This is a genomic window from Luoshenia tenuis, from assembly GCF_014384745.1.
In the GTDB taxonomy this organism is placed as follows: Bacteria; Bacillota; Clostridia; order Christensenellales.
In genome coordinates, this window is record NZ_JACRSO010000004.1 from 187,529 (window position 1) to 209,430 (window position 21,902).

Annotated in this window: 14 protein-coding genes; 4 read left to right on the plus strand and 10 right to left on the minus strand. The window is 63.2% G+C overall.

Annotated elements, in window-relative coordinates; all coding sequences use genetic code 11:
- Positions 1–941 precede the first annotated feature (941 nt).
- The 5 genes from H8699_RS10100 to H8699_RS10120 form a co-directional block, all read right to left on the minus strand.
- Complete coding sequence (locus H8699_RS10100) at positions 942–2,045, minus strand: anaerobic sulfatase maturase (protein WP_249285593.1); 1,104 nt, start codon at positions 2,043–2,045, stop codon at positions 942–944.
- Positions 2,046–3,188: 1,143 nt separating this feature from the next.
- Positions 3,189–4,277: a tRNA 2-thiouridine(34) synthase MnmA gene (gene mnmA, locus H8699_RS10105; RefSeq protein ID WP_249285594.1), complete on the minus strand. Its 1,089-nt coding sequence runs from the start codon at positions 4,275–4,277 to the stop codon at positions 3,189–3,191.
- Positions 4,278–6,245: 1,968 nt separating this feature from the next.
- The gene (locus H8699_RS12475; protein ID WP_283244212.1) at positions 6,246–7,703 is read right to left on the minus strand and encodes a collagen-like domain-containing protein; all 1,458 of its coding nucleotides are present in this window, start codon (positions 7,701–7,703) and stop codon (positions 6,246–6,248) included.
- 301 nt (positions 7,704–8,004) lie between these two features.
- Positions 8,005–8,733, minus strand: a complete 729-nt coding sequence (locus H8699_RS10115) for a hypothetical protein (RefSeq protein WP_249285595.1) — start codon at positions 8,731–8,733, stop codon at positions 8,005–8,007.
- A gap of 634 nt (positions 8,734–9,367) precedes the next feature.
- Positions 9,368–10,390, minus strand: coding sequence for an ABC transporter substrate-binding protein (locus tag H8699_RS10120; protein WP_249285596.1), 1,023 nt, complete (start codon positions 10,388–10,390; stop codon positions 9,368–9,370).
- A gap of 98 nt (positions 10,391–10,488) precedes the next feature.
- Between H8699_RS10120 and H8699_RS10125 the strand changes: the two genes are divergently transcribed.
- The gene (locus H8699_RS10125; RefSeq protein ID WP_249285597.1) at positions 10,489–11,154 is read left to right on the plus strand and encodes a hypothetical protein; all 666 of its coding nucleotides are present in this window, start codon (positions 10,489–10,491) and stop codon (positions 11,152–11,154) included.
- A 164-nt stretch (positions 11,155–11,318) separates the two neighbouring features.
- Here H8699_RS10125 and H8699_RS12545 read toward each other — a convergent pair whose 3' ends face one another.
- Both H8699_RS12545 and typA read right to left on the minus strand, forming a co-directional pair.
- The gene (locus H8699_RS12545; RefSeq protein ID WP_330605230.1) at positions 11,319–11,804 is read right to left on the minus strand and encodes a hypothetical protein; all 486 of its coding nucleotides are present in this window, start codon (positions 11,802–11,804) and stop codon (positions 11,319–11,321) included.
- Positions 11,805–12,660: 856 nt separating this feature from the next.
- The gene (gene typA, locus H8699_RS10135; protein ID WP_249285598.1) at positions 12,661–14,529 is read right to left on the minus strand and encodes a translational GTPase TypA; all 1,869 of its coding nucleotides are present in this window, start codon (positions 14,527–14,529) and stop codon (positions 12,661–12,663) included.
- A gap of 160 nt (positions 14,530–14,689) precedes the next feature.
- On the opposite strand from typA, the gene H8699_RS10140 reads away from it, so the two are divergent.
- Positions 14,690–15,565, plus strand: a complete 876-nt coding sequence (locus H8699_RS10140) for a DegV family protein (protein ID WP_249285599.1) — start codon at positions 14,690–14,692, stop codon at positions 15,563–15,565.
- Positions 15,566–16,353: 788 nt separating this feature from the next.
- Here H8699_RS10140 and H8699_RS10145 read toward each other — a convergent pair.
- Positions 16,354–17,127 carry a methyltransferase domain-containing protein gene (locus H8699_RS10145; protein ID WP_249285600.1) on the minus strand — a complete coding sequence of 258 codons (774 nt, stop codon included), beginning with the start codon at positions 17,125–17,127 and terminating at the stop codon, positions 16,354–16,356.
- Positions 17,128–17,673 carry a methylated-DNA--[protein]-cysteine S-methyltransferase gene (locus H8699_RS10150; protein WP_249285601.1) on the minus strand — a complete coding sequence of 182 codons (546 nt, stop codon included), beginning with the start codon at positions 17,671–17,673 and terminating at the stop codon, positions 17,128–17,130. It lies immediately after the preceding gene.
- Between the two features lie 149 nt (positions 17,674–17,822).
- Between H8699_RS10150 and H8699_RS10155 the strand changes: the two genes are divergently transcribed.
- Positions 17,823–18,701, plus strand: a complete 879-nt coding sequence (locus tag H8699_RS10155) for an AraC family transcriptional regulator (RefSeq protein ID WP_249285602.1) — start codon at positions 17,823–17,825, stop codon at positions 18,699–18,701.
- Positions 18,702–18,791: 90 nt separating this feature from the next.
- Complete coding sequence (locus tag H8699_RS10160) at positions 18,792–19,901, plus strand: SLC13 family permease (RefSeq protein ID WP_249285603.1); 1,110 nt, start codon at positions 18,792–18,794, stop codon at positions 19,899–19,901.
- 61 nt (positions 19,902–19,962) lie between these two features.
- Here the strand turns inward: H8699_RS10160 and H8699_RS10165 are convergent, their stop codons facing one another.
- A complete protein-coding gene (locus H8699_RS10165; RefSeq protein ID WP_249285604.1) occupies positions 19,963–21,333 on the minus strand; it encodes an MATE family efflux transporter in 1,371 nt (456 codons plus the stop codon).
- Positions 21,334–21,902: the final 569 nt, after the last annotated feature.

A 21,902-nucleotide genomic window follows, 5' to 3' on the forward strand; every position in this document is an offset into this window, starting at 1 on the left:
GCCCAAGCGCCGGTTTGTCAAGAGGGGGGCTAGCGCCCTTTTAGCCGCTCCTATCGTTTACGGGTTTAGGTGCGCAGAGGCCCGCCAAAGACAAGGGAAGGCGGCCCGTCTTTTGAGGGGGGCTAGCGCCCTTTTAGCCGCTCCTATCGTTTACGGGTTTAGGTGCGCAGAGGCCCGCCAAAGACAAGGGAAGGCGGCCCGTCTTTTGAGGGGGGCTAGCGCCCGTCTGACCGCTCCCACCGTTTACGGGTTTCGGTGCGCAGAGGCCCGCCAAAGACAAGGGAAAGGGGCCCGTCTTTTGAGGGGGCTAGCGCCCTTTTAGCCACTCCCACCGTTTGCGGGTTTAGGTGCGCAGAGGCCCGCCAAAGACAAGGGAAAGGGGCCCGTCTTTTGAGGGGGGCTAACGCCCGCTTGACCGCGCGTTGCGCTTGTGGTTTTCGGCGGGCAGAAGCCTGGCCATTGCCATACCTGTCATTCCGAAGCCGCAGGCGAGGAATCTTTTGACAACTGGTTTGCCTTTCTTACCTCTGTACAGCGGCGATCAAGCGCTGCCCAGTATCGACGCGTGAGATTCTTCGCTGCGGGGCTGCCGCCGCTGAACCGCGCTCTACCTTGTCCGCACCCCGACGCCACCGCCCGCCATCAGCTTTGCTTTTTTCCGCCCTCCGCTCTGAATGACAGGGCTAGCGCCCTTTTAGCCGCTCCCACCGTTTGCGGGTTTCGGTGCGCAAAGGCCTGGCCATTGCCATACCTGTCATTCCGAAGCCGCAGGCGAGGAATCTTTTGACAACTGGTTTGCCTTTCTTACCTCTGTACAGCGGCGATCAAGCGCTGCCCAGTATCGATGTACGAGATTCCTTTTGCCCTCGCTCACCTGCCCCGCAACGGCCCCTCTACCGCGCCCGGCTCCGCCTGCTGCAAACGCCCTCAACCCCGGCGCGCTACCCGCGCGGCAGGTTGCGGGCCATCCGGGCCATGCGCGGGTAGGCGTACGCAAAAAACTCCCGGTAGCTCTCGCAAAAGCGGTTGGGCCCCAGCGCGCCCCGTTCCTGCTCCCGGTGGCGGCGGCAGCCGCCCCGGCACAGGGCGCGCCACCGGCAATCCTGGCAAGCCGCCTCATGGCTGCGGCCCTCCTGCAAAAAACGGGCCAGCACCGGGCTCTTCATCAGCCGCGTCAGGGATTGTTCTTTCAGGTTGCCCATGCGCCACTCATCCAGCACGTAAAAGTCGCAGGGGTACACGCCCCCGTCGCTCTCCACCAGCAGATAGCCCCCGCATTCGCCCCGCATGTCGCAGGCCTCGGGCGGGCGGCCGGCCAGCATGCCCACATAGTTGTCAAACAGCCGGATCGATACGTATTTCCCCGCGTAAAACGCCCGCTCGTATTCATCAAAACAGCCCTTGAGGAACCCCGCGTAATCCTCCGCCGTCAGCGAGTAGTCCGCCCCCGCCCCGCCAAAGTCGTCCAGGCAGGGGATGAACTGCAAAAAGCCGTAGGGCGCCAGCGCACGGAAAACCGCCTTGGGCGCTCTGGCCACCGGGCCCGAGACCACGCACAGGATGTTAAAGGCCACCTTGTATTGCTCCAGCAGATGCGCGGCCCCCTGTACCCGCGCATAGCTGCCCGCCCCGTCCGCGCCGGGGCGCAGACTGTCGTGCAGGGCCTGCGGCCCATCCATGGACAGGCCCACTAAAAACCCGTGCTGCGCCAGGAAGGCCGCAAACGCCTCGTCCAGCGCGTATCCGTTGGTCTGCAGGGCGTAATGCACCGCAAGGCCCCGGGTGTTATACTCCCGCACCAGGGCCACAAAGTTCTGGAAATAGTCCAGCCCCGCCAGGGTAGGCTCGCCCCCCTGGAAGCCAAAGGTCACCGCCCCATCGGCATATTGGAAGGCGCGGCGCACCACCGCCCGGGCGGTCTCCCCGTCCATCACCCCGTAGGATTTCACCGCCCGCCTGTCGGATACGTCCGCATAAAAGCAGTAGCGGCAGCGCATATTGCACAGGCTGGACGCGGGTTTGATCAGCAACGTCAGCGGCGGCATAGCGCCCCTCCTTTCCTCTTCTCTTGTAACCGTATCTTCCGGGCCTTTAGGCGGCTGCGCGCCCTTTCCCCCGCGCTGCGGCTTTTGTCCGCCCTCTTATCCACTCTTATAGTTCTGCGCTTCCACGCGTTCGCCTTTTCCCTGTCATTCCGAGCCGCAGGCGAGGAATCTCTTGACGACCGCTTGGCCTTGCCCGTGCTCCGCCGCGTGGGTAAAGCGCCTTGGCGCCCTCTAATCTACGCCCGCACCGCCACATCCCCGGCAAATGCCCTTGCCTCCCTCCTTGGAGGGAGGTGGCAGGCCCGCCTGCCGGAGGGAGTCGCGTCCTCGGCCCGCACACGAGATTCTTCGCGCCAGCTTCGCTTCCGCTCTGAATGACAGACGCTATGCTTTACCTGTTCAATCCCTGCTCCACCCGCAGCCCTTGCTTTCCCCGTCATTCCGAGCCGCAGGCGAGGAATCTCTTGACAACCGCTTGGCCCTACCCATGCCCCGCCGTGCGGGTAAAGCGCCTTGGCGCCCTCTAATCTACGCCCGCATCGCCACAGCCCCGGCAAATGCCCTCGCCGCCCTCCTTGGAGGGAGGTGGCAGGCCCCGCCTGCCGAAGGGAGTTGCGCCTCAGCCCGCGCTTTGCTCCGCAGCCCTTGCTTTCCCCGTCATTCCGAGCCTCGCGAGGAATCTCTTGACAACCACTTCGCCCTGCCCACACCTCGCCAGGCCGGCAAAGCGCCCTGCAATCTACGCCCCCGCCGCCACAGCCCCGGCAAATGCCCTTGCCTCCCTCCTGAGAGGGAGGTGGCAGGCCACGCCTGCCGGAGGGAGTCGCGTCCTCTCACACCGTGCCAAGATGGCAGAGCGTCTCCCCATGCTGTCTTATGCCGGGCCGTGCCCCGCTCATTCCCTTAAATCGCGCGGTTCAGACGCCGCACTCCCGCCCGCGCACAAGATTCTTCGCGCCAGCTTCGCTTCCGCTCTGAATGACAGACGCTATGCTTTACCCATTCAATGCCTGCTCCACCCGCATCCCTTGCTTTCCCCGTCATTCCGAGCCGCAGCGAGGCATTTCTTTACAACCACTTCACCTTGTCTGCACCTTACCAGGCTGGCAAAGCGCCCTCGAGGCCTTTGTCTCCGCGCGGGCCTTAATCCAGCACCTGGTCGATCACACCGCCCCCCAGGCAGACCTCCCCATCGTAGAGCACCACGCTCTGCCCCGGGGTCACCGCCCGCTGGCGCGTTTCAAAGTCCACCCGCATCTCGTCCGGCCCGGTACGGGTAACCCGCACCCCCTGGTCGCCCTGGCGGTAGCGGAATTTGGCCGTGCAGCTGAACTGCTCCCGCGCCTCGTCCGGGTCAAAAAAGTGCAGCCCGTGGGCGATCAGCCCGCCCGAGTACAGCTCGGGCGCATCCTCTCCCTGGGCCACATAGAGGACGTTGCGCTCCAAATCCTTGCGGATCACGAACCACCGCCGCCCATCGCCCTGGGCGTCCCCGCCGATGCCCAGGCCCCGCCGCTGGCCCAGCGTGTAGTACATCAGGCCCATGTGCTGGCCCACCACCCGGCCGGTGTGATAATCTAGCATCTGCCCGGGCTGGGCCGGCAGGTACTGGGAGAGGAACTGGCGAAAGTTCCGCTCGCCGATAAAGCAGATGCCGGTCGAATCCCGCTTGCCCGCGGTGGCCAGCCCCTCCTGGGCGGCCAGCGCCCGCACCTGTGCCTTGGTCATCCCCCCCACCGGGAAGAGCGCCCTTCCCAGCGCCGCGGCCGGCACCTCGTATAAAAAGTAGCTCTGGTCCTTGCCCGGGTCCACCCCCCGCAGCAGGCGGGGCTTGCCCTGGGGCGCATCGCTGCGCACAAAGTGCCCGGTGGCGATCTTGTCCGCCCCTATGGAGAGGGCGAACTCCAAAAACGCCTTAAACTTGATCTCCCGGTTGCACAAAATATCCGGGTTGGGGGTGCGCCCCCGCTTATATTCCTCCAAGAAATGGGTAAACACCCGGTCCCAGTACTCCCGGGCAAAATCCACCGTATAATAGGGGATGTCGATCACCTCGCACACCCGGCGCACGTCCGCAAAGTCCGCGTCCGAGGTACAGGCCCCCTCCTCGTCTTTTTCCTCCCAGTTTTTCATAAACACGCCGATGACCTCGTACCCCTGCCTTTTGAGCAGCAGAGCCGCCACCGAGGAATCCACTCCGCCCGAGAGGCCTACCACCACGCGCTGCGCCATTTGACCACGCCCCGTTTCCTTAGGAATTTTGCCTTCATCCGCCCGCGCCCCGCCGGCCCGGGCGTTTCTTTCATTATAGCTTGCGCCAGCCGCCAAAAGCAATGGGGCTGTCGCCCCTCTTACCGCTCATTTCTTAACTATCCCCCCCATCGTTCGCACCCGCCATGCGCTTTCCCTTTCGCCCCAGGCCTCCATGTGCGCATCGCCCGCTGTGAGCCATTCTCTTGTCATTCCGAGCGCAGCGCGGAATCTCCTGGCAATTCCCTAGCCCCGTCTGCACCGAGCCTTTAAAGTGTTATCCTCACCCTCGTTCGCCACGAGCTTTCCCTATTCATTCCTTCTTTGCATACTGGGCTTACGCCTCTTTTTCCACTCATTTCTTATCTGTCCCCCAATCGTTCGCGCCCGCCATGGGCTTTCTTCTTTATTCCTCCTTTCGCATATCGGGCTTACGTCCCTCTTACCGCTCATTTCTTAACTGTCCCCCAATCGTTCGCGCCTGCCATGGGCTTTCCCTTTCGCCCAGGCCTCCATGTGCGCATCGCCCGCCGTGAGCCGTTCTCTTGTCATTCCGAGCGCAGCGCGGAATCTCCTGGAAATTCCCTAGCCCCGTCTGCACCGAGCCTTTAAAGTGTTATCCCCACCCTCGCTCGCCACGAGCTTTCCCTATTCATTCCTTCTTGGCATATCGGGCTGTCGCCCCTCTTACCGCTCATTTCTTATCTGTCCCCTCATCATTCGCTCCCGCCATGCGCTTTCTTCTTTATTCCTCCTTCGCATGACGGGCTTACGCCCCTCTTACCGCTCATTTCTTATCTACCCCCCATTCGTTCGTGCCCGCCATGCGCTTTCTTCTTTATCCCCCTTTCGCATGACGGGCTTACGCCCCTCTTACCGCTCATTTCTTAACTATCCCCCATTCGTTCGCGCCCGCCACGGGCTTTCCCTTTCGCCCCAGGCCTCCATGTGCGCATCGCCCGCCGTGAGCCACTCTCTTGTCATTCCGAGCGCAGCGCGGAATCTCTTGACAACCTATTGGCCCTGCCCGCGCCCGCAGGCAAAGTGACCGCCTGTACCGTCTGATTTGACCCTATACCGCCCACAGCTCCGCCAATGCCCTTGCCTCCCTCTTGGGAGGGAGGTGGCAGGCCCCGCCTGCCGGAGGAAGTCGCGCCTCACACCGCAAAACGTCTCCCCATGCTGTCTTACGCTGTGCCGCGCCCTTACTCGTCCCCCTAAACCGCGCGGTTCAAACGCCGCGCCCCCGCCCACGCACGAGATTCTTCGCGCAAGCTTCGCTTCCGCTCTGAATGACAGGTATTGCGTCGTCTAATTTAAGCCTACACCGCCCACAGCTCCGCCAATGCCCTTGCCTCCCTCCTGGGAGGGAGGTGGCAGGCCCCGCCTGCCGGAGGGAGTTGCGCCCCGCACCGTGCCAAGATGGCAAAACGTCTCCCCACGCTGTCTTACGCTGTGCCGCGCCCTTACTCGTCCCCCTAAACCGCGCGGTTCAAACGCCGCGCCCCCGCCCGCGCACGAGGTTCTTCGCGCAAGCTTCGCTTCCGCTCTGAACGACAGGTGTTGCGTCGTCTAATTTAAGCCTACACCGCCCACAGCTCCGCCAATGCCCTTGCCTCCCTCCTGGGAGGGAGGTGGCAGGCCCCGCCTGCCGGAGGGAGTTGCGGTCCCGCCCGTTTGCTTTCCCCGTCATTCCAAGCGCAGCGCGGAATCTCTCGGCAATCCCTTGGCCCCGTCTGCACCGAGCCTCAAAAATTATCCTCGCCCGTACCCGCCAGCTGCCGTTCTACTTACTCTCACATTCATCCCTTTTACCGCTCCGCGCATTTCCTCCCGCCAAACGCCTGCGCCCGGGCACAGCCTTATCCTTTTTATCCCGCCCAGGCAAAGGATAAGGCCGCAGGGCAATCCCTGCGGCCTTGGTTTGGCTCGGCAAATTTAATCTAAAACCTAGCCGTCGCCCAGGCGAACCACGGTCAACGCCGCTTCCTGGAAGCTGAAGCCATCCTGGTTGACCACCATCTCCAGGTTCGAAGGCGTGCTGGTCACCCGGAAGGGCATGGAAAAGCTAACTGTAGCGATCTCCGAAGAGGCTGTAAACGAGTGCCGCGCAATGGCGCCGGCCACCATCGTCCCGTTCAGGTTCATCTGCACCTCGGCCAGCGCCGGGATGGACGTGCCCGCATTGGGCGTGACCGATGCGCTGAACGTGGCCTGATAAATGCCGGGCTGTAAAATCTGCACCTGCGGGTCCCCCGCGTTATGGGTGATGGAATTACCCACCAGCAGCGGCGTATCGGTAAAGATCAGGTTGCCGCCCGCGGCCGGGGACTGGCTGGAAGGGTCTACCGCCGCCAGTACGTCCAGCGTACCGCCCCCGCCCGGTTCGCCCTGAGGGATCACAAAGTCGAATATCGCGTTGTTCTCGTCGCCAACGTTGGTCACCTGCGCGTCCGTCCCCGGGTCGCCGGTGGTAACGGTGCCGATCTGGATCGTGGCTGCCGGACCCGTGGGGCCAGTGGGGCCTTCTCCGCCGCCTGCGCCTTCCGGGCCTGTCGGGCCGGTGGGGCCTTCAGCACCTTCTGGGCCTGTCGGGCCGGTAGGGCCTTCAGCGCCCGCCGCGCCTTCCGGGCCTGTCGGACCCGTCGCACCATCCGTACCTGTCGGACCGGTAGGGCCAACCTCACCCTGCGCTCCCGCATCTCCTGTGGGGCCAGTGGGGCCTTCAGCGCCCGCCGCGCCTTCCGGGCCCGTGGGACCGGTGGGGCCAACCTCACCCTGCGCTCCCGCATCTCCCGTGGGGCCGGTGGGGCCTTCAGCGCCCGCCGGGCCAGTAGGGCCGGTCGCTCCGTCTACTCCATCTGCTCCCGCAGGGCCGGTGGGCCCTGTCGCTCCGTCGGCTCCATCCGCTCCTGCCGGGCCGGTGGGCCCTGTCGCTCCGTCGGCTCCATCCGCTCCTGCCGGGCCGGTAGGGCCAGTTGCTCCGTCGGCTCCATCCGCTCCTGCTGGGCCAGTGGGGCCCATCTCGCCATCCGCGCCGGTCTCTCCGGCAAACCCCTGGTCGCCCTGTCTACCCTGCGCACCGGTGGCTCCGATACTCCCTGCGGGGCCCGGAGGGCCAGCGGGGCCGGTAGGTCCGGTAGCGCCAGCTGGGATCACAAAGTCCAGCACGTGCTCCGGCCCGCCCGTCCGGTCAATCACCTGGGCCTGCGTGCCCGGCTCTCCTGTCAGCGTCTGGTTGATGATAATGGTATCCGCGTTGCCAGCCGCGCCCGTAGGCCCGGTAGGCCCAATGGGGCCGCGCCTTCCCTGGGGCCCGGTGGGTCCAGGGCAGCAGCACGCCGGTGGGCAAGGCGGTGGACAAGGCGGACGGCAGCAGTTCTGTGGCCGGTTGCAATAATCGCTCATATTCTTCCACTCCTTCGGGATATATCTTCCCTTTTCTTCATCTATAGTATATGGATATCCCCCGCTTGGCGTGCGGGCTATCTATGTGAAAAACGCCGCGCTCCCCCCACGCCAAAAAGCGGCCCCCCGCCTATGCGGGAGACCGCTGCCCCTGCTTCGTTCAAATTTTACTTCGCGTTTTCCACCGCCGTGTCGGCATAGCTATTGTCCGCCAGTCCCTCAAAGGGCACCCGGGCCTTGAGCTCGCCTGTTTAAGCCTGTCCCATCCTTTCCATCTCCATCAGGAAATGCCGCAGCTGCGTTAATCCGCGTAGACCCGGTAGCGCCGCCTTTTATCTATAGCAGAAGATACGGCGCAGGCTATTCCACCCCCGATTCCGCACATTGCGATCACAAACATCGTATTCGCCCTGGTCTCAAAAGCCTGACCGACGTCATATATAACCTCTCGGGTTCCCTCCGGGCCCAGTCTTACTATTCTAGCGTAATAGTCGGCCAAACAGCCCGCAACGCCGTTTGCCTTTTCAATAACGTAAGTATATCCGTTCTTTTTGATCCGGCTCCTGCGCAACTGCGGCTCAATAGCATTCCATTGCGCAAAACTCAGATTTTGCACGTCTACCCGGTTCCCCTCCCGGTCTAATTCCACCAAAGTATCTCCGCGTACAAAGTACAGCTGGGCGTTCTCGCCATTCCATCTGACAAAATAGAGGCCCGTACATTGAAAGGCAAATCCGTATTCGTACTGCCCCTGCGGGTTAAAGATATAGATTTCATTTTGGCCAGTATTGCCGCTACCCTGTACACCCAATAATAAATATCCATCCTGCCGGATATCAAAGCCGACGATGGGATACTCAGGGGCATAAGCTTCCAGCGGCTGTATCTCGATTGCCTCAAATATCTCCTTTTGGCGCTGGAGTCCCAGTACCTCCGCCTTTTGGTATTTAGGCGCAGCAAAGCCCGTTTTGGCCAAGCTCAGCATCATCACCAGCGCCCCCAAAAAAGCCAACCGGTTTTTAACGCTCATTGCAGACTGCCTTTCTCCCCTTCCAGGGTTATGTCGTTTCCCGCAAAAGCCGCCTTTTTCCCGGAAACACCACGCTCATTCCCGCTGTCCTTTAACCCAGCGTGCGACCAAGTTTTTCAGCCCGCGCTTGTGCGTTGCCCTCTTTAAACGGGTTCGTTCTGCCTGCAGTTTCAATACATCGTCTACGGTAAATTTCCGGTCGCATTGGGGGCACATATAGTAATTGGTCACAAAATCTATCGTTCCAACATAAAAGGTGTCCCCGCCGGTAGAAAAGTCATAATTCTTTGCCTCGGGCGAGCTGGAATGAACTGCGCGATTTTGGTAACGAACATCCAGCCTCACGTTACAATCAGGGCAGATCGGGCGCCGAAAAGGCTTTCGTACACAGATCTTCATTCCCGTTACCATAAATTTTCCCTCCAACCGGCTCCGCCGTACGCCACGCACTCAGCTGCCCTTCTATGATTTTTCTTATCATTAGTTAAATTTTACTATGTTTCTTTCGCGCCGTCTACGAATCTAGACATAAAGGGCGGCCTGTTATTTTCACATTGCCCACATATCTCCCCCCACGCCAAAAAGCGGCCCCCCGCCTATGCGGGAGGCCGCTGCCCCTGCTCCGTTTAAAATTTTATTTCGCGTTTTCCACCGCCGCGTCGGCGAAGCTGTTGTCCGCCAGTCCCTCAAAGGGCACCCGGGCTTTGAGCTCGCCCGCCTCGTCCATGATGTCCTGCAGCCGCTCGAAGGCCTCCGCCTTCATCTGCGGGGTGGCCATCCAGGCGTCGATCTTCTGGTAGTTCTCGGCCACGGTGGTCAAAAGCTCCACGTCGCTGTCCGGGAAGGAGGGCGCGATGGCCTCGGCGATCTCCCGGGGCGTGGCGTTTTGCACCCACTGCTGGGCCTTGTAGATGGCCCGGGTAAAGGCGCCGAAAAGCTCGGGCTCCTTTTGCATCAGCGCCGTCTGGGCGATGTAGGCGGTATAGGGCACCTCGCCGGACGCCTCGCCGATGGCCGCCACAATGGTGCCCACGTTCTGCTGCTCGGTCTGGCTGGCCACCGGCTCAAACAGGGCCACATAGTCCCCGTTTCCGCCGGAGAAGGCCCCGGCCATCAGGTCGAACTGTACGTTGGTCAGCACCTCCACATCCTGCCCGGGCGTCAAGCCCTGTTTGCGCAGCACGTATTCCAGGGTCATCTCCGGCACGCCGCCCTTGCGCCCGCCGATCAGCACCTTGCCCCGCAGGTCATCCCAGTCAAATTCCCCCTCCGGGGCCTGGCGCGCCACCAGAAAGGAGCCGTCCCGCTTGGTCAGCTGGGCAAAGGCGCGCACGTGCTCGGTCTTGCCCTCGTTGTACACGTATACGGCGCTCTCCGGCCCCATCAGCCCGATCTGCGCCTGCCCGGCCAGCACGGCGGTCATCACCTTGTCGGCCCCGCCGCCGTTGCTCAACTCCACCTTCAGCCCCTCGGCCTCAAAAAATCCCTTGTTGATGGCCACGTACTGGGGCGCGTAAAATACGCTGTGGGTCACCTCGCACAGCGTGACCGTGCGCAGCTCATCCCCCGCCCCGCAGCCGGTAAAGCCCAGCAGCATGCAGGCGCAAAGCGCAAGCGCCAGAACCGGGCGCAGCAAATTATGTAACGTTTTGTTCATAAAAGGTATACCCCCTTGCAGTTTGGTTTTTGGTTGGCCTATAATGTTTATATTCCAGAGGGGCCAAATGGGTTCCTTATGGCAAGGAGGTAAGGATATTGGATAAACGCACGACAAGGCTGATGATATGGCTGGGGCTGGCCCTGGCCCTGCTGGGCGGGTACCTGCTCTTCCAGCAGCTGGCCACGGCTAAATTTGTAGGCGGCACGTTCCTTTTGCTGGTGGGGCTGATCCTGATCCTGGGGGATGTGATGATCAAAAACCTGGGGGTGCTGATCCCCGGCGGCGTGGCCGTGGGCCTGGGCGGTGCCTGGGTGGTGGGTTCCCTGGGCGGGGTGCCCTATGTGCCCGCCCCCTCGGTCTTTATGTTGATGATGACGGTGGGCTTTTTGCTGATCTACCTGTTGGGTTGGCGGCGCACGGGCGTGTGGCCCCTGGTGGTGGCGCTGTGCGTAGGCGCGGCCGGGCTTTTGAGCCTGCTGCTCTACAACCTGGATATGTGGAAGCTGACGGAGTGGATCATCCGCTGGTGGCCCTTGACGCTGGTGGCCGCCGGCGTAGCGCTGATCCTGGTGGGCGTGCTGCCCTCCCGCGGGCGCAAGGCCCAGTTACAGGCGGAGGAGCCCGTGCAAAATACTCCCGCGCCGCAGGCCCAGCCCGTAAACGACTGCGAGGCGCAGCCCGCCCCGCAGTCTGATGTAGACGTGGACGCGGCGCAGGATGAGGAGGAGACCAAAGCCCCGCCCGCGGACGCGCAGGATTAAGCGGTACAGCACAACATCCAAAAACGCGGCGCGGTCCATCGCTTTTTTTGATGGGCCGCGCCGTTATTCTATCGTCTATATACTTCTCGTTTTTGCAGGCGCACCCCGCCCAGCCCAAAAGGCCGGCCCCATGCTCGGGGCCGGCCTTTGGCCGTTCTTATATCCTATTTGGTCAGCACCTCGGCCTTGCAGTTGGAAACGAAGGTCGGGTCGCTCTGGTTGGGGCCTACCAGTACCGTAACGCCAAACTCGCTGCGCAGTACCTGCCCCTGGCCTACCGTCTGCCCCCCGGCATTGATGGCCGCGCCTGTGGTGCCTACCGGCAGGTAGGCCCGTACGGCGGCCTCGCAATCCGCCCCGCAGCCGGTGGGCGCGGGCACGGGGGCGGGCAGGTACGTGATCGCGTTATTATACGCGGCGCTGGTCACCCGTACCGAAGCGATCCTGCAAAGCGAGACCGCCTCCTGTGGGACGCCCTGGTTGTTGGTCAGCTGCAGCAGGCCGTAATCCGGCGCGGGCAGCAGTGTGCCTGGGCGGCCGCTGACGTTATTGCCGCTCTCCATGGCCACCACGATATTATCGTTGGGATACAGGGTGATGATCTGCGTAAGCAGGTGGGTCATCTGCGCCACACAGGCACAGCCCAGCACATCCGTCCCCGCCGGGCCAGTTGCGCCGGTCGGGCCGGTTGCTCCCGCCGCGCCGCTAGGGCCAGTCGGGCCGGTCGCTCCTGCTGCGCCGCTGGGGCCGGTCGGGCCGGTCGCCCCTGCTTCGCCGCTGGGGCCGGTCGGGCCTGTTGCTCCCGCCGCGCCGCTAGGGCCAGTCGGGCCGGTCGCTCCCGCTGCGCCGCTGGGGCCGGTCGGGCCGGTTGCTCCCGCCGCGCCGCTGGGGCCAGTCGGGCCTGTTGCTCCCGCCGCGCCGCTAGGGCCAGTCGGGCCGGTCGCTCCTGCTGCGCCGCTGGGGCCGGTCGGGCCTATCGCTCCTGCCGCGCCGCTGGGGCCGGTGGGCCCTCCGGGCGTTCCATCCCTTCCGGCCGGGCCTGCGGGACCGGTTGCGCCGGTTGCGCCTGCTGCACCTGCTGCACCGCTAGGGCCAGTCGGGCCGGTTGCTCCCGCGAAGCCTGCCGGGCCGGTTGCTCCTGTCGCCCCGTTGGCGCCAGTTGCGCCGGTAGGGCCGGTGGGGCCGGGCTCTCCTTCAGGTCCCATGGGCCCCTGTGGACCGGTGGGGCCAATGGGGCCCCGCCTCCCCTGCGGGCCCGTGGGGCCTGTGCAGCAGCGCATAGGTGGGCAGCAGTTAGGCAAACAGCCGTCGGGCGGGCAGCCCGCGCCGGGGTATCTCGTCTGGTAGCGCATCGTGATCGCTCCTTTCATATATCCCCCATTCATTCCCGTTCGATATAATATATGGATATCCTGCCCCGCGCGTGAGATGCCCCGCCCCCCCTTTCCATAAAAAAACCGGCCCCTGTCCGGGGGCCGGCCTTTTAAGCAACCTTTGCTCGTTTCTTTAGCTGTTTTGCGCCTGGTTCAGCCGCTTGTTATAGCGCATACGGGCCAGAGAATCCAAAATCTTCTTGCGCAGGCGCAGGCTCTTGGGGGTCACTTCCAAAAGCTCGTCCTCCCCCAGCCACTCCAGCGCATCCTCCAAAGAGAGGTTGCGCGGCGGGGTCAGGCGCAGCGCCTCGTCCGAGCCGGAGGCGCGCATATTGGTCACGTGCTTTTTCTTGCACACGTTTACTTCGATATCGTCCGTTCGGGCGTTCTCCCCTACGATCATGCCCGCGTACACCTTCTCGCCCGGGCCTACGAACATGGTGCCCCGGTCCTGCGCGTTAAACAGGCCGTAGGTCACGGTTTCGCCCGCCTCGTGGGCGATCAGCGCGCCGGCCGCGCGGGAGGCGATCTCCCCCTTCACCGGCTCGTACCCTTCAAACACCGCGTGCATAATGCCCTCGCCCTTGGTATCGGTCATAAACTTGGAGCGGTACCCAAACAGCCCCCGGGAGGGGATCTTAAACTCCAGGCGCATCATGGCCCCCTGGCCGCCGGCCATGTTCAGCATCTCGCCCTTGCGCCGGCCCATCTCCTCGATCACCGGGCCCATGTTCTCCTCGGGCACCTCGATCACCACCCGCTCCACGGGCTCTAGCATCTTGCCGTCCACCTCGTGGTAGAGCACTTCGGGCTTGGATACCTGGAACTCATACCCCTGGCGGCGCATGGTCTCGATCAGGATGGAAAGGTGCAGCTCGCCCCGGCCGGAAACCTTAAAGGAATCGGCCGAGTCGGTCTCCTCCACCCGCAGGCTCACATCGGTCTCCACCTCGCGGAACAGCCGCGCCCGCAGATGCCGGGAGGTGACGAACTTGCCCTCGGTACCGGCCAGCGGGCTATCGTTGACCGAGAAGGTCATGGCCACCGTGGGCTCGGTAATATTCACAAAGGGCAGGGGCTCAGGGGCGGCCGCGTCGCAGATGGTATCGCCGATATTGATATCCTCAATGCCGGATACCGCCACAATATCCCCCACCTGGGCGCGCTCCACCGGCATGCGCTTGAGCCCGTCGTAGATGAACAGGTTGCTCACCCGGGTGCGCCGGGCCGCGTTATTCCCGTGGAAGTCGCTGACCACCACGTCCTGCCCCACGCGGATCTCGCCCCGCTCTACCCGGCCCACGCCGATGCGGCCCACATAGTCGTTATAGTCGATGGTGGAGACCAGCACCTGCGCCGGCCCCTCAAAATCCCCCTTGGGCGCGGGCACGTAATCGATGATCGCGTCCAGCAGCGGCAGCAGGCTCTCCCCGGGGGCGCTTAAGTCCGTGGTGGCCGTGCCGTTGCGGGCGGAGGCGAATACAAAGGGGCTGTCCAACTGCTCGTCGTTGGCGTCCAGCTCCATAAACAGCTCCAGCACCTCGTCGATCACCGCCTCGGGCCGGGCATCCGGCCGGTCGGTCTTGTTGATCACCACGATCACCCGGTGGTTCAGCTCCAGGGCCCTGCGCAGCACAAACCGGGTCTGGGGCATGGGGCCCTCAAAGGCGTCTACTAAAAGCAGCACGCCGTCCACCATCTTGAGCACCCGCTCCACCTCGCCGCCAAAGTCGGCATGGCCGGGGGTATCTACAATATTAATGCGGTAGCCCTTGTAGTGCACCGCCGTGTTTTTGGACAGGATGGTGATGCCACGCTCCCGCTCCAGGTCTCCCGAGTCCATGACGCGCTCCTGCACGGCCTGGTTGTCCCGAAACACGCCGCCCTGGCGCAGCAGGCCGTCCACCAGCGTGGTCTTGCCGTGGTCTACGTGGGCGATAATCGCTACATTGCGGACATCATTGCGTTCTTTGATCAAAACTTCCACTCCCAATTTTCTCATCACAAATGACTTCATCTAATAGAACAACGCTTATTTTACCCTTTCAAAGGCCTCAGGTCAAATATTTTCGACAATTTCTCGATTGCTTTTAATTTGCCAATCCATTATAATGAATTGAATCGTTCCATAAAACGGTTTAGTAAATCCTTTGGAGGTCTATATGCGTTTCAGGATCTTTACCGACTCATGTTGTGATTTTCCCAAAAGCTATGTGGATGAACATGAGATCACCGCCCTGCCCCTGTCCTTTATCGTGGAAGGCAAGGAATATCTGGATGATTTTGGCCAGAGCATGACGCCCAAGGATTACTATGCCATGCTGCGCTCGGGCAAGAACGGGGTGACCAGCCAGGTCAATACCGAGCGGTTTATCGACGCGTTTACCAAAAGCCTGGAGGCCGGGGAGGATATCCTGTACATCGGCTTTTCCTCGGCGCTTAGCGGCACCTGCTCGTCTGCGATGCTGGCCGCCAACCTTTTAAAAGATAAATATCCCGACCGTAAAATTTATATTGTGGATTCGCTCTGCGCCTCTTTGGGCCAGGGGCTGCTGATCCACCAGGCGGTGGCCCTGCGGGATGCCGCCCGCCCCATCGAGGAGGTGGTGGCCTGGTTGGAAAAGAATAAGCTGCGCCTGAACCACTGGTTCACCGTGGATGACCTGAACTTTTTAAAGCGGGGCGGCCGCCTGTCCGGCACCATGGCCTTTTTAGGCACTATATTGGATATTAAGCCCGTGCTGCACGTGGATATGGCCGGCCGGCTGGTGCCGGTCACCAAAGTCAAGGGCCGCAAGCGCGCCCTGCGTTCGCTGGTGGATTACATGGTCAAAATGGCCGACCCGAACGAGGAGCAGACCGTCTTTATCAGCCATGGGGATTGCGAGGAGGACGCCCAGGCCGTGGCCGCCATGGTGCGGGAGAAGTTCAAGGTCAAAGAGATCCTCATCCACTTTGTGGGCCCGGTCATTGGCTCCCACTCCGGCCCGGGCACGGTGGCCCTATTCTTCATGGGCAAGCCCCGGGAGGAATTCTGATCCCGCGCGCCCTGTCAGCGTACTTCAAAGCGCCGCATCGCATGATGCGGCGCTTTTTCATGCCCGCTGATCGATCCGCACCTTCCGCTTGCCTCGCAGTCTGTTTGCACCGCGCAGCCTTATGCACTCCCTGTCATTCCGGGCACAGTGAAGAATCACCTATCTGCCTCGCGGCTCCGCCACCCCGCCTCTCTTGAGTCAAGCGCCTTCCCCCCAGCACCGCCGCCCCTCATAAGCCCTTGCCTCCCTCGTTTGAGGGAGGTGGCAGGCCCCGCCTGCCGGAGGGAGTTTCCTCCCGCCAATCTCGCAGTCCCGCCTCCACCCCCACTCTCTTGAGCCATGCGCCTTCACCTTCTCCAGCACTGCCGCCCCTCGCAAGCCCTTGCCTCCCTCATTTGAGGGAGGTGGCAGGCTATGCCTGCCGGAGGGAGTTTCCCCACCGCTCACCTCGCAGCCTGTTTGCACCGCGCAGCCTTATCCCCCCAGCACTGCCGCCCCTCGCAAGCCCTTGCCTCCCTCGTTTGAGGGAGGTGGCAGGCCCCGCCTGCCGGAGGGAGTTTCCTCCCGCCCACCTCGCGGCCTGTTTGCATCACGCTGCCTTATGCCCTCTCTGTCATTCCGGGCGCAGCGCGTAATCTCCTGCCCACCGCTCCCCCCTCTCCCCTCTCCCCGCTCCCCCCTCTCCCGCCTCTCCGGCCTAGCCCATCAGCCCCTGCGCGTCAACTTCCCAAACGCCAAAACGGCGCAGCCCCCAATGGGCCGCGCCGCACGTCTATCCGTCATTTTCCTTACCGGCTGCCGATTATCAGCACCCAGCGCTGGTCAAAATAAAGCTGCCCCTCCCGTAAATACGGGGCAAATCCGGTCTTCTCCCCGCCCGCCAGCTCGCACTGCATCAGCGCTGTGATCTGCGCGCGCACCGGCTGGGGCGTTTGGGTCAGCTCCATCCAGTTCTCAAGGGCTACCGGGATGGGCGTGCTCTGGCAGCGCTCCACCCGCAGGCCGTTTTGCGCGTACAGCGCCCGCAGCTCCTCTGCGCTGCGGTTCTTTATGTGGGAAGGGTCCCGCAGGGTCTCGATCCGGTCCTCCACCGCCCGCAGGGGCTGGGCCGCCGCCTCCATGTCGATCAGCACCAGCCGCCCGCCGGGCTTTAGCACCCGCGCCATCTCCTGGAAGGGCCGCTCGATCTGCGTAAAGTGGTGGAAGGCCAGCCGCGAGACCACGATGTCAAAGCTGGCATCCAAAAAGGGCAGCTCCTCAGCATAGCCGATCACCGGGCGCAGGTTGCCGATCCCCTCCCGCGCGCAGGCTTCCCGCCCCACCTCCAGCATGGCGGGCGTGGCGTCTAGGCAGGTCACGCTGCGCGCATAGGGGGCCAGGGCCCGGCCGCAGGCGCAGGTACCGGCGGCCACCTCCAGCACATCCTCCCCCGCCTGCGGGGCGATGCAGGCCAGCGTATAATCCAGGTACTCCTTTTTGGAGAAGTTCATCTTGCCGCTCTCAAACGCCCTGGCCTGCACCCCGAAAGAGGCGCGAATCGCCTCCAGATTCTCCGGTTTCATCTATAACGCACTTCCTTTCTTCGGGCTGAACAGCCCGGTCATATCCGTTCCCTCCAGCTCCAACAGCGCCGCCTTGCGCCCTACGCCCCCGGCATAGCCGGTCAGGCTGCCATCCGCCCCCACCACCCGGTGGCAAGGCAGCAGGATGGAGATGGGGTTGTGCCCCACTGCGCCCCCTACTGCCTGGGCCGAAAAGCGCGCCAGCCCCCTTTGCCGTCCGATGATCTGGGCGAGCTGCCCATAGGTCCGGGTCTGCCCGTAGGGGATCTGGGCCATCACCTGCCACACCGCCTGGCGGAAAGGGGAGCCTGCCGGTCGCAGCGGCGGGATAAACGCCGGCTCCCGCCCCGCAAAATAGACCTCCAGCCACCGGCGGGTCTGCGCGAACACCGGCAGTTCCCGCGCCTGTGCACCCTCGTCCAGCGTGGCGCCAAAGTACTTTTGCCCGTCAAACCACAGCCCGGTCAGCGCCTCCCCATCGCTGGACAGGGTGATCTCCCCCAGCGGCGAGGCGGCATGTGCGATGTATTGCAACCTTTTTTCCATAACCGTTCCCCTCTCCGTGCCTTTAACGTCCCTTTCCCGCGGTTCCATCTTCGATATTATGATCTTATCACATTAACGTGTGATATAATATTAAATAACCACCCTAAATTATCATAATATTGCAAAACTGGCATAAAGGGAGGCAACCCATGTCTACAGCGCGCGAATCCTTTATCAACTCGGTCAACCTCAGGGCCGAAAGCGATTTTCCCTATCTGGTGCTGGATGTGGCTGCCGGGCGCGCCCATCCCCGCAACCCGGGCTTTCAGGTCATGCACTGGCATGAGGATCTGCAATTTATCTACGTTTTAGAGGGCCGCGTCCAGCTCAGGACGCTGGATACGGCTCTGGCGCTGTCCGCGGGCGAAGGGTGCTTTATCAACCGCGATGTGGTGCATCATGTGGCCCACAGTACGGATGGGCACTACAAGAGTTTTATCTTTCCCGCCTATTTTCTGGAGTTTTATCCCGGCAGCCCGGCCCGCGAGCTGGTATCCCGCATCGTAGGCCAGCCCCAGCTGCCGCTGCTGGCGCTGCGCCCCGACGGGCAGGATGCGGCGCTGGCCGTCCTGGCCCGTCTGGCCGCTCTGGAGGCGGATCGGGGCCCGCTGTACCCCTATCAGGTCCTCTCCGCGCTGAGCGCGCTCTATCTGGCCCTTTTGCAGGGTGCGCCGGCCAAAGCCAGCCAGCCCTCCCCCGTCAGCGAGCGGATGCAGGCCTTTTTGCGCTATATCGCCGCCCATTTTGCCCAGGAGATCACCTTAGATCAGCTCTCCCGCAGCGCCAATGTCAGCAAGTCCGAGTGCCTGCGCTGCTTCAGGCTGAGCATGGGCACCACGCCCTACCGCTACCTGCTGGAATACCGCCTCTCCCGCGCCGAGGCCCTGCTGCGCCAGAGCGACCTGCCCATCGGCGAGATCGCCAGCCGGGTGGGGTTCCATCAGGTCAGCCACTTTGGCAAGTGTTTCCGCCAGCGGACCGGCTGCTCGCCCCGTGAGTACCGCCGCAGGGGGCGCGGCGCCCTTTAGGCCCCTTTCTCCTCTGCCGCATCCACGCTTGAGCCCGCCGCCCGCTTGTGGTAGGATATGGAGGGCCAACTGGTGGGAGGGAAGGTATTGATGAAGAAAGTTCTGCGTTTTTGCCGGCGGGAAAAGCTGCTTTGCATCTCCGCCGCCCTGGCGCTGGCCAGCATGTTTGCCATGCCGCCCAGCGCCGCCTACGCCGCGTATATCGACCTGCGGGTGCTGGGCCTTTTATGGTGCCTGATGGCCGTGGTGGCCGGCTTTCGAGCCTGCGGCACCTTTGCCTGGATGACCGCGCGCCTGCTATCGGCCGCCCGCGGCAACGGGCGCGCGCTGGCCGTGGTGCTGGTGCTGCTGCCCTTTTTTACCGCCATGGCCGTCACCAACGACGTGGCGCTGATTGCCTTTGTGCCCTTTACCCTGGTGCTGTTAAAGCGGGCGGGGCAGGCCCGCGCGGCCATCCCCATCGTGGTGCTGCAGACCCTGGCCGCCAACCTGGGCAGCATGGCCACCCCGGTGGGCAACCCGCAAAACCTGTATCTGTACAGCTTTTACGGCCTGGATGCCGGCGGATTTTTCACCCTGCTGCTGCCGCCCGTCCTGCTCAGCCTCATCTGCCTTACCGCAGCCGCGCTGCCGGCGCTGCCCCGGGCGGTGCCCGTCCCCGCACTGGCCCCCGCGCCCCGGCCCGCCGCCCGGCTTTTGGCCCTGTACGGCGGGCTGTTCGCGCTTTGCCTGCTGTCCGTCTTCGGCCTTTTGCCCTGGTGGGTGTTGACCGGGCTGATCTTCATCGCCCTGCTGGGCTTTGACCGGGCGTTGCTGCGCGCGCCGGATTATGGGCTGCTGGCCACCTTTGTGTGCTTTTTCATCTTCTCGGGCAACCTGGGGCAGATCGCGTGGGTCCGCACCCTTTTGCAGGATCTGCTATCCCGCAGCACGCTTTTGACCGCCGCGCTGGCCAGCCAGTTTATCAGCAACGTCCCCGCCGCCGTGCTGCTCTCCGGCTTTACCGCCAACTGGCAGGGGCTGCTGCTGGGGGTCAACATCGGCGGGCTGGGCACGCCCATAGCCTCTTTAGCCAGCCTGATCTCCCTTAAATTCTACCTGCGCGAGCCTGGCGCACAGCCGCTGCGTTACCTTGCGGCCTTTACCGGCGCCAACCTTATAGGCCTGCTGTTGCTTTTAGAGTTCGCCCTCTGCCTTTGACCGGCCCCCTCTTTCTCCCAAACAGCAAGCGCCCCGGGCTTCTCGCCCGGGGCGCTTATTCCTACGCCTGGCCGCCGATCCCCCCCACAGCCCGCTCCCGCAGGGAACGGGCCTCTTTGTAGTAGGCGAAAAACAGAAACACCGCCGCCCCCAGCCAGGCCATGGGCTCGGCAAAGAAGATGCCAAAGTCCCCCATCAGGCGCGGCAATATCAGCGCCGTGCCCACCCGGCAGATAAACTCCATCACCCCGGATACCATGGCCGCCGTGGTATTGCCCAGCCCCTGCAGGGCCGAGCGGTAGGCGTGCAGCAGGTAGAGCACGATCAGGTTACAGCACATGATAAACAGGTATTGGAAGGCGATGTCCACCACCTGGCCCGCGTTCGCCTCCGTGGATGAAACGAACAGCGAGAGGATGGGCCGCCCCGCCAGGGAGACCAGTATCCCCGTGCCCACCGCCACCACGATGGAGAGCTTGACCATGCAGCGCATGCCCTCCCGAATGCGGTCGTGCCGCCCGGCGCCCAGGTTCTGGCCCATGTACGTGGTCATGGAGTAGCCAAAGGCGATGGCCGCGCTCTCCATCAGGCCGTAGATCTTGTTGGTGGCCGTAAAGCCGGCGATGTATAAAAAACCCAGCCCGTTGAGGACCGATTGCACCACCATCCCGCCCACGGCGATAAAGGCGTTTTGCAGCGCCACCGGCAGCCCCAGCCGCCACAGCCGGCCCAAAAGCGGCCAATCCAGCGCAAAATCCGCCTTTTTCAGCCCCAGGGCCGGCATGCGCCGCATCACCAGCAGGCAGTAAAGGAAGGAGACCCCCTGCGCCAGCACCGTGGCCACCGCCGCCCCCACGATGCCCCAGTGGAACACCATCACAAACAGCAGATCCAGCGCGATGTTGGTGCCCGCCGCCACCGCCATGGCGTAAAGCGGCGTCTTGCCATCCCCCAGCGCCCGCAGGATGCCCCCCGCCAGGTTATAGGCAAACACCACCGTCATCCCCCAAAACATGGTGGTGATGTATTCCATCGCCCCGGGGAAGATGTCCTCCGGCGTGCCCAGCAGGGTCAAAAGCGGCCGGGCCAGCCCCAGTCCCAGGGCCGTCAGCACCACCGATAGCCCCAGCCCCAGCACCACGCTCATGGCCACGCCCCGGCGCAGGCCCTGCAGATCCCCCGCGCCAAAGCGCTGGGCCGCCAGCACCGAGAAACCCTGGGCAAACCCCTGGGCCATCCACAGCAGCATCCAGCAGGTCCAGTCCGTGGCGCCCAGGGCCGCCAGCGCGTCCACGCCCACCCCCTGGCCCACCACGATGCCGTCCACCACCATGTAAAGCTGCTGGCCCATGTTGCCCAGCATCAGCGGCAGGGCAAAGGTCACGATCAGCTTCAGCGGCCGCCCGCTCGTCATATCCTTGACCCGTTGCACGCCCATCCCTCCCCGTCTTATCGTCGATTTCGCGGGGAAACGCTCCCCCCGCCGGATAATAATAACACTAAAAATAACTATTGTCAAAAGTTAAGATTCGGATCCCTCGCACCGGCGCAATTCCGGGTACAATGCCGCTACCAGTTGCAACCCCCGCGCCCCGCCGCTCCACTGTCCTGTCATTCCGAACAGGGCTAGCGCCCCTTTAGCCGCTCATGCGCCGCGCGCTTCCTCGCGCCTTGTGCCCGCTAACTGCTGCGGTACCTTGTCATTCCGAGCAGGGCTAGCGTCCCTTTAGCCGCCCATGTGCCGCGCGCTTTCTCGCGCCTTGCGCCCGCTAACTGCTGCGGTACTCTGTCATTCCGAAGCCGCAGGCGAGGAATCTCTTTACACCCTCTTGGCCCCGCCCGCACCCCCTCCACCCGGATAAAGCGCCCGTCCCACCTCACTCCAGCTTCCCCCTTCTCCCTCGCCTCCCTCTGACGAGGGAGGTGGCAGGCATAGCCTGCCGGAGGGAGTGTCGCACGACCCGCGCTTACCGGATACTGCCTCGCGCATTTGCTCTAAGC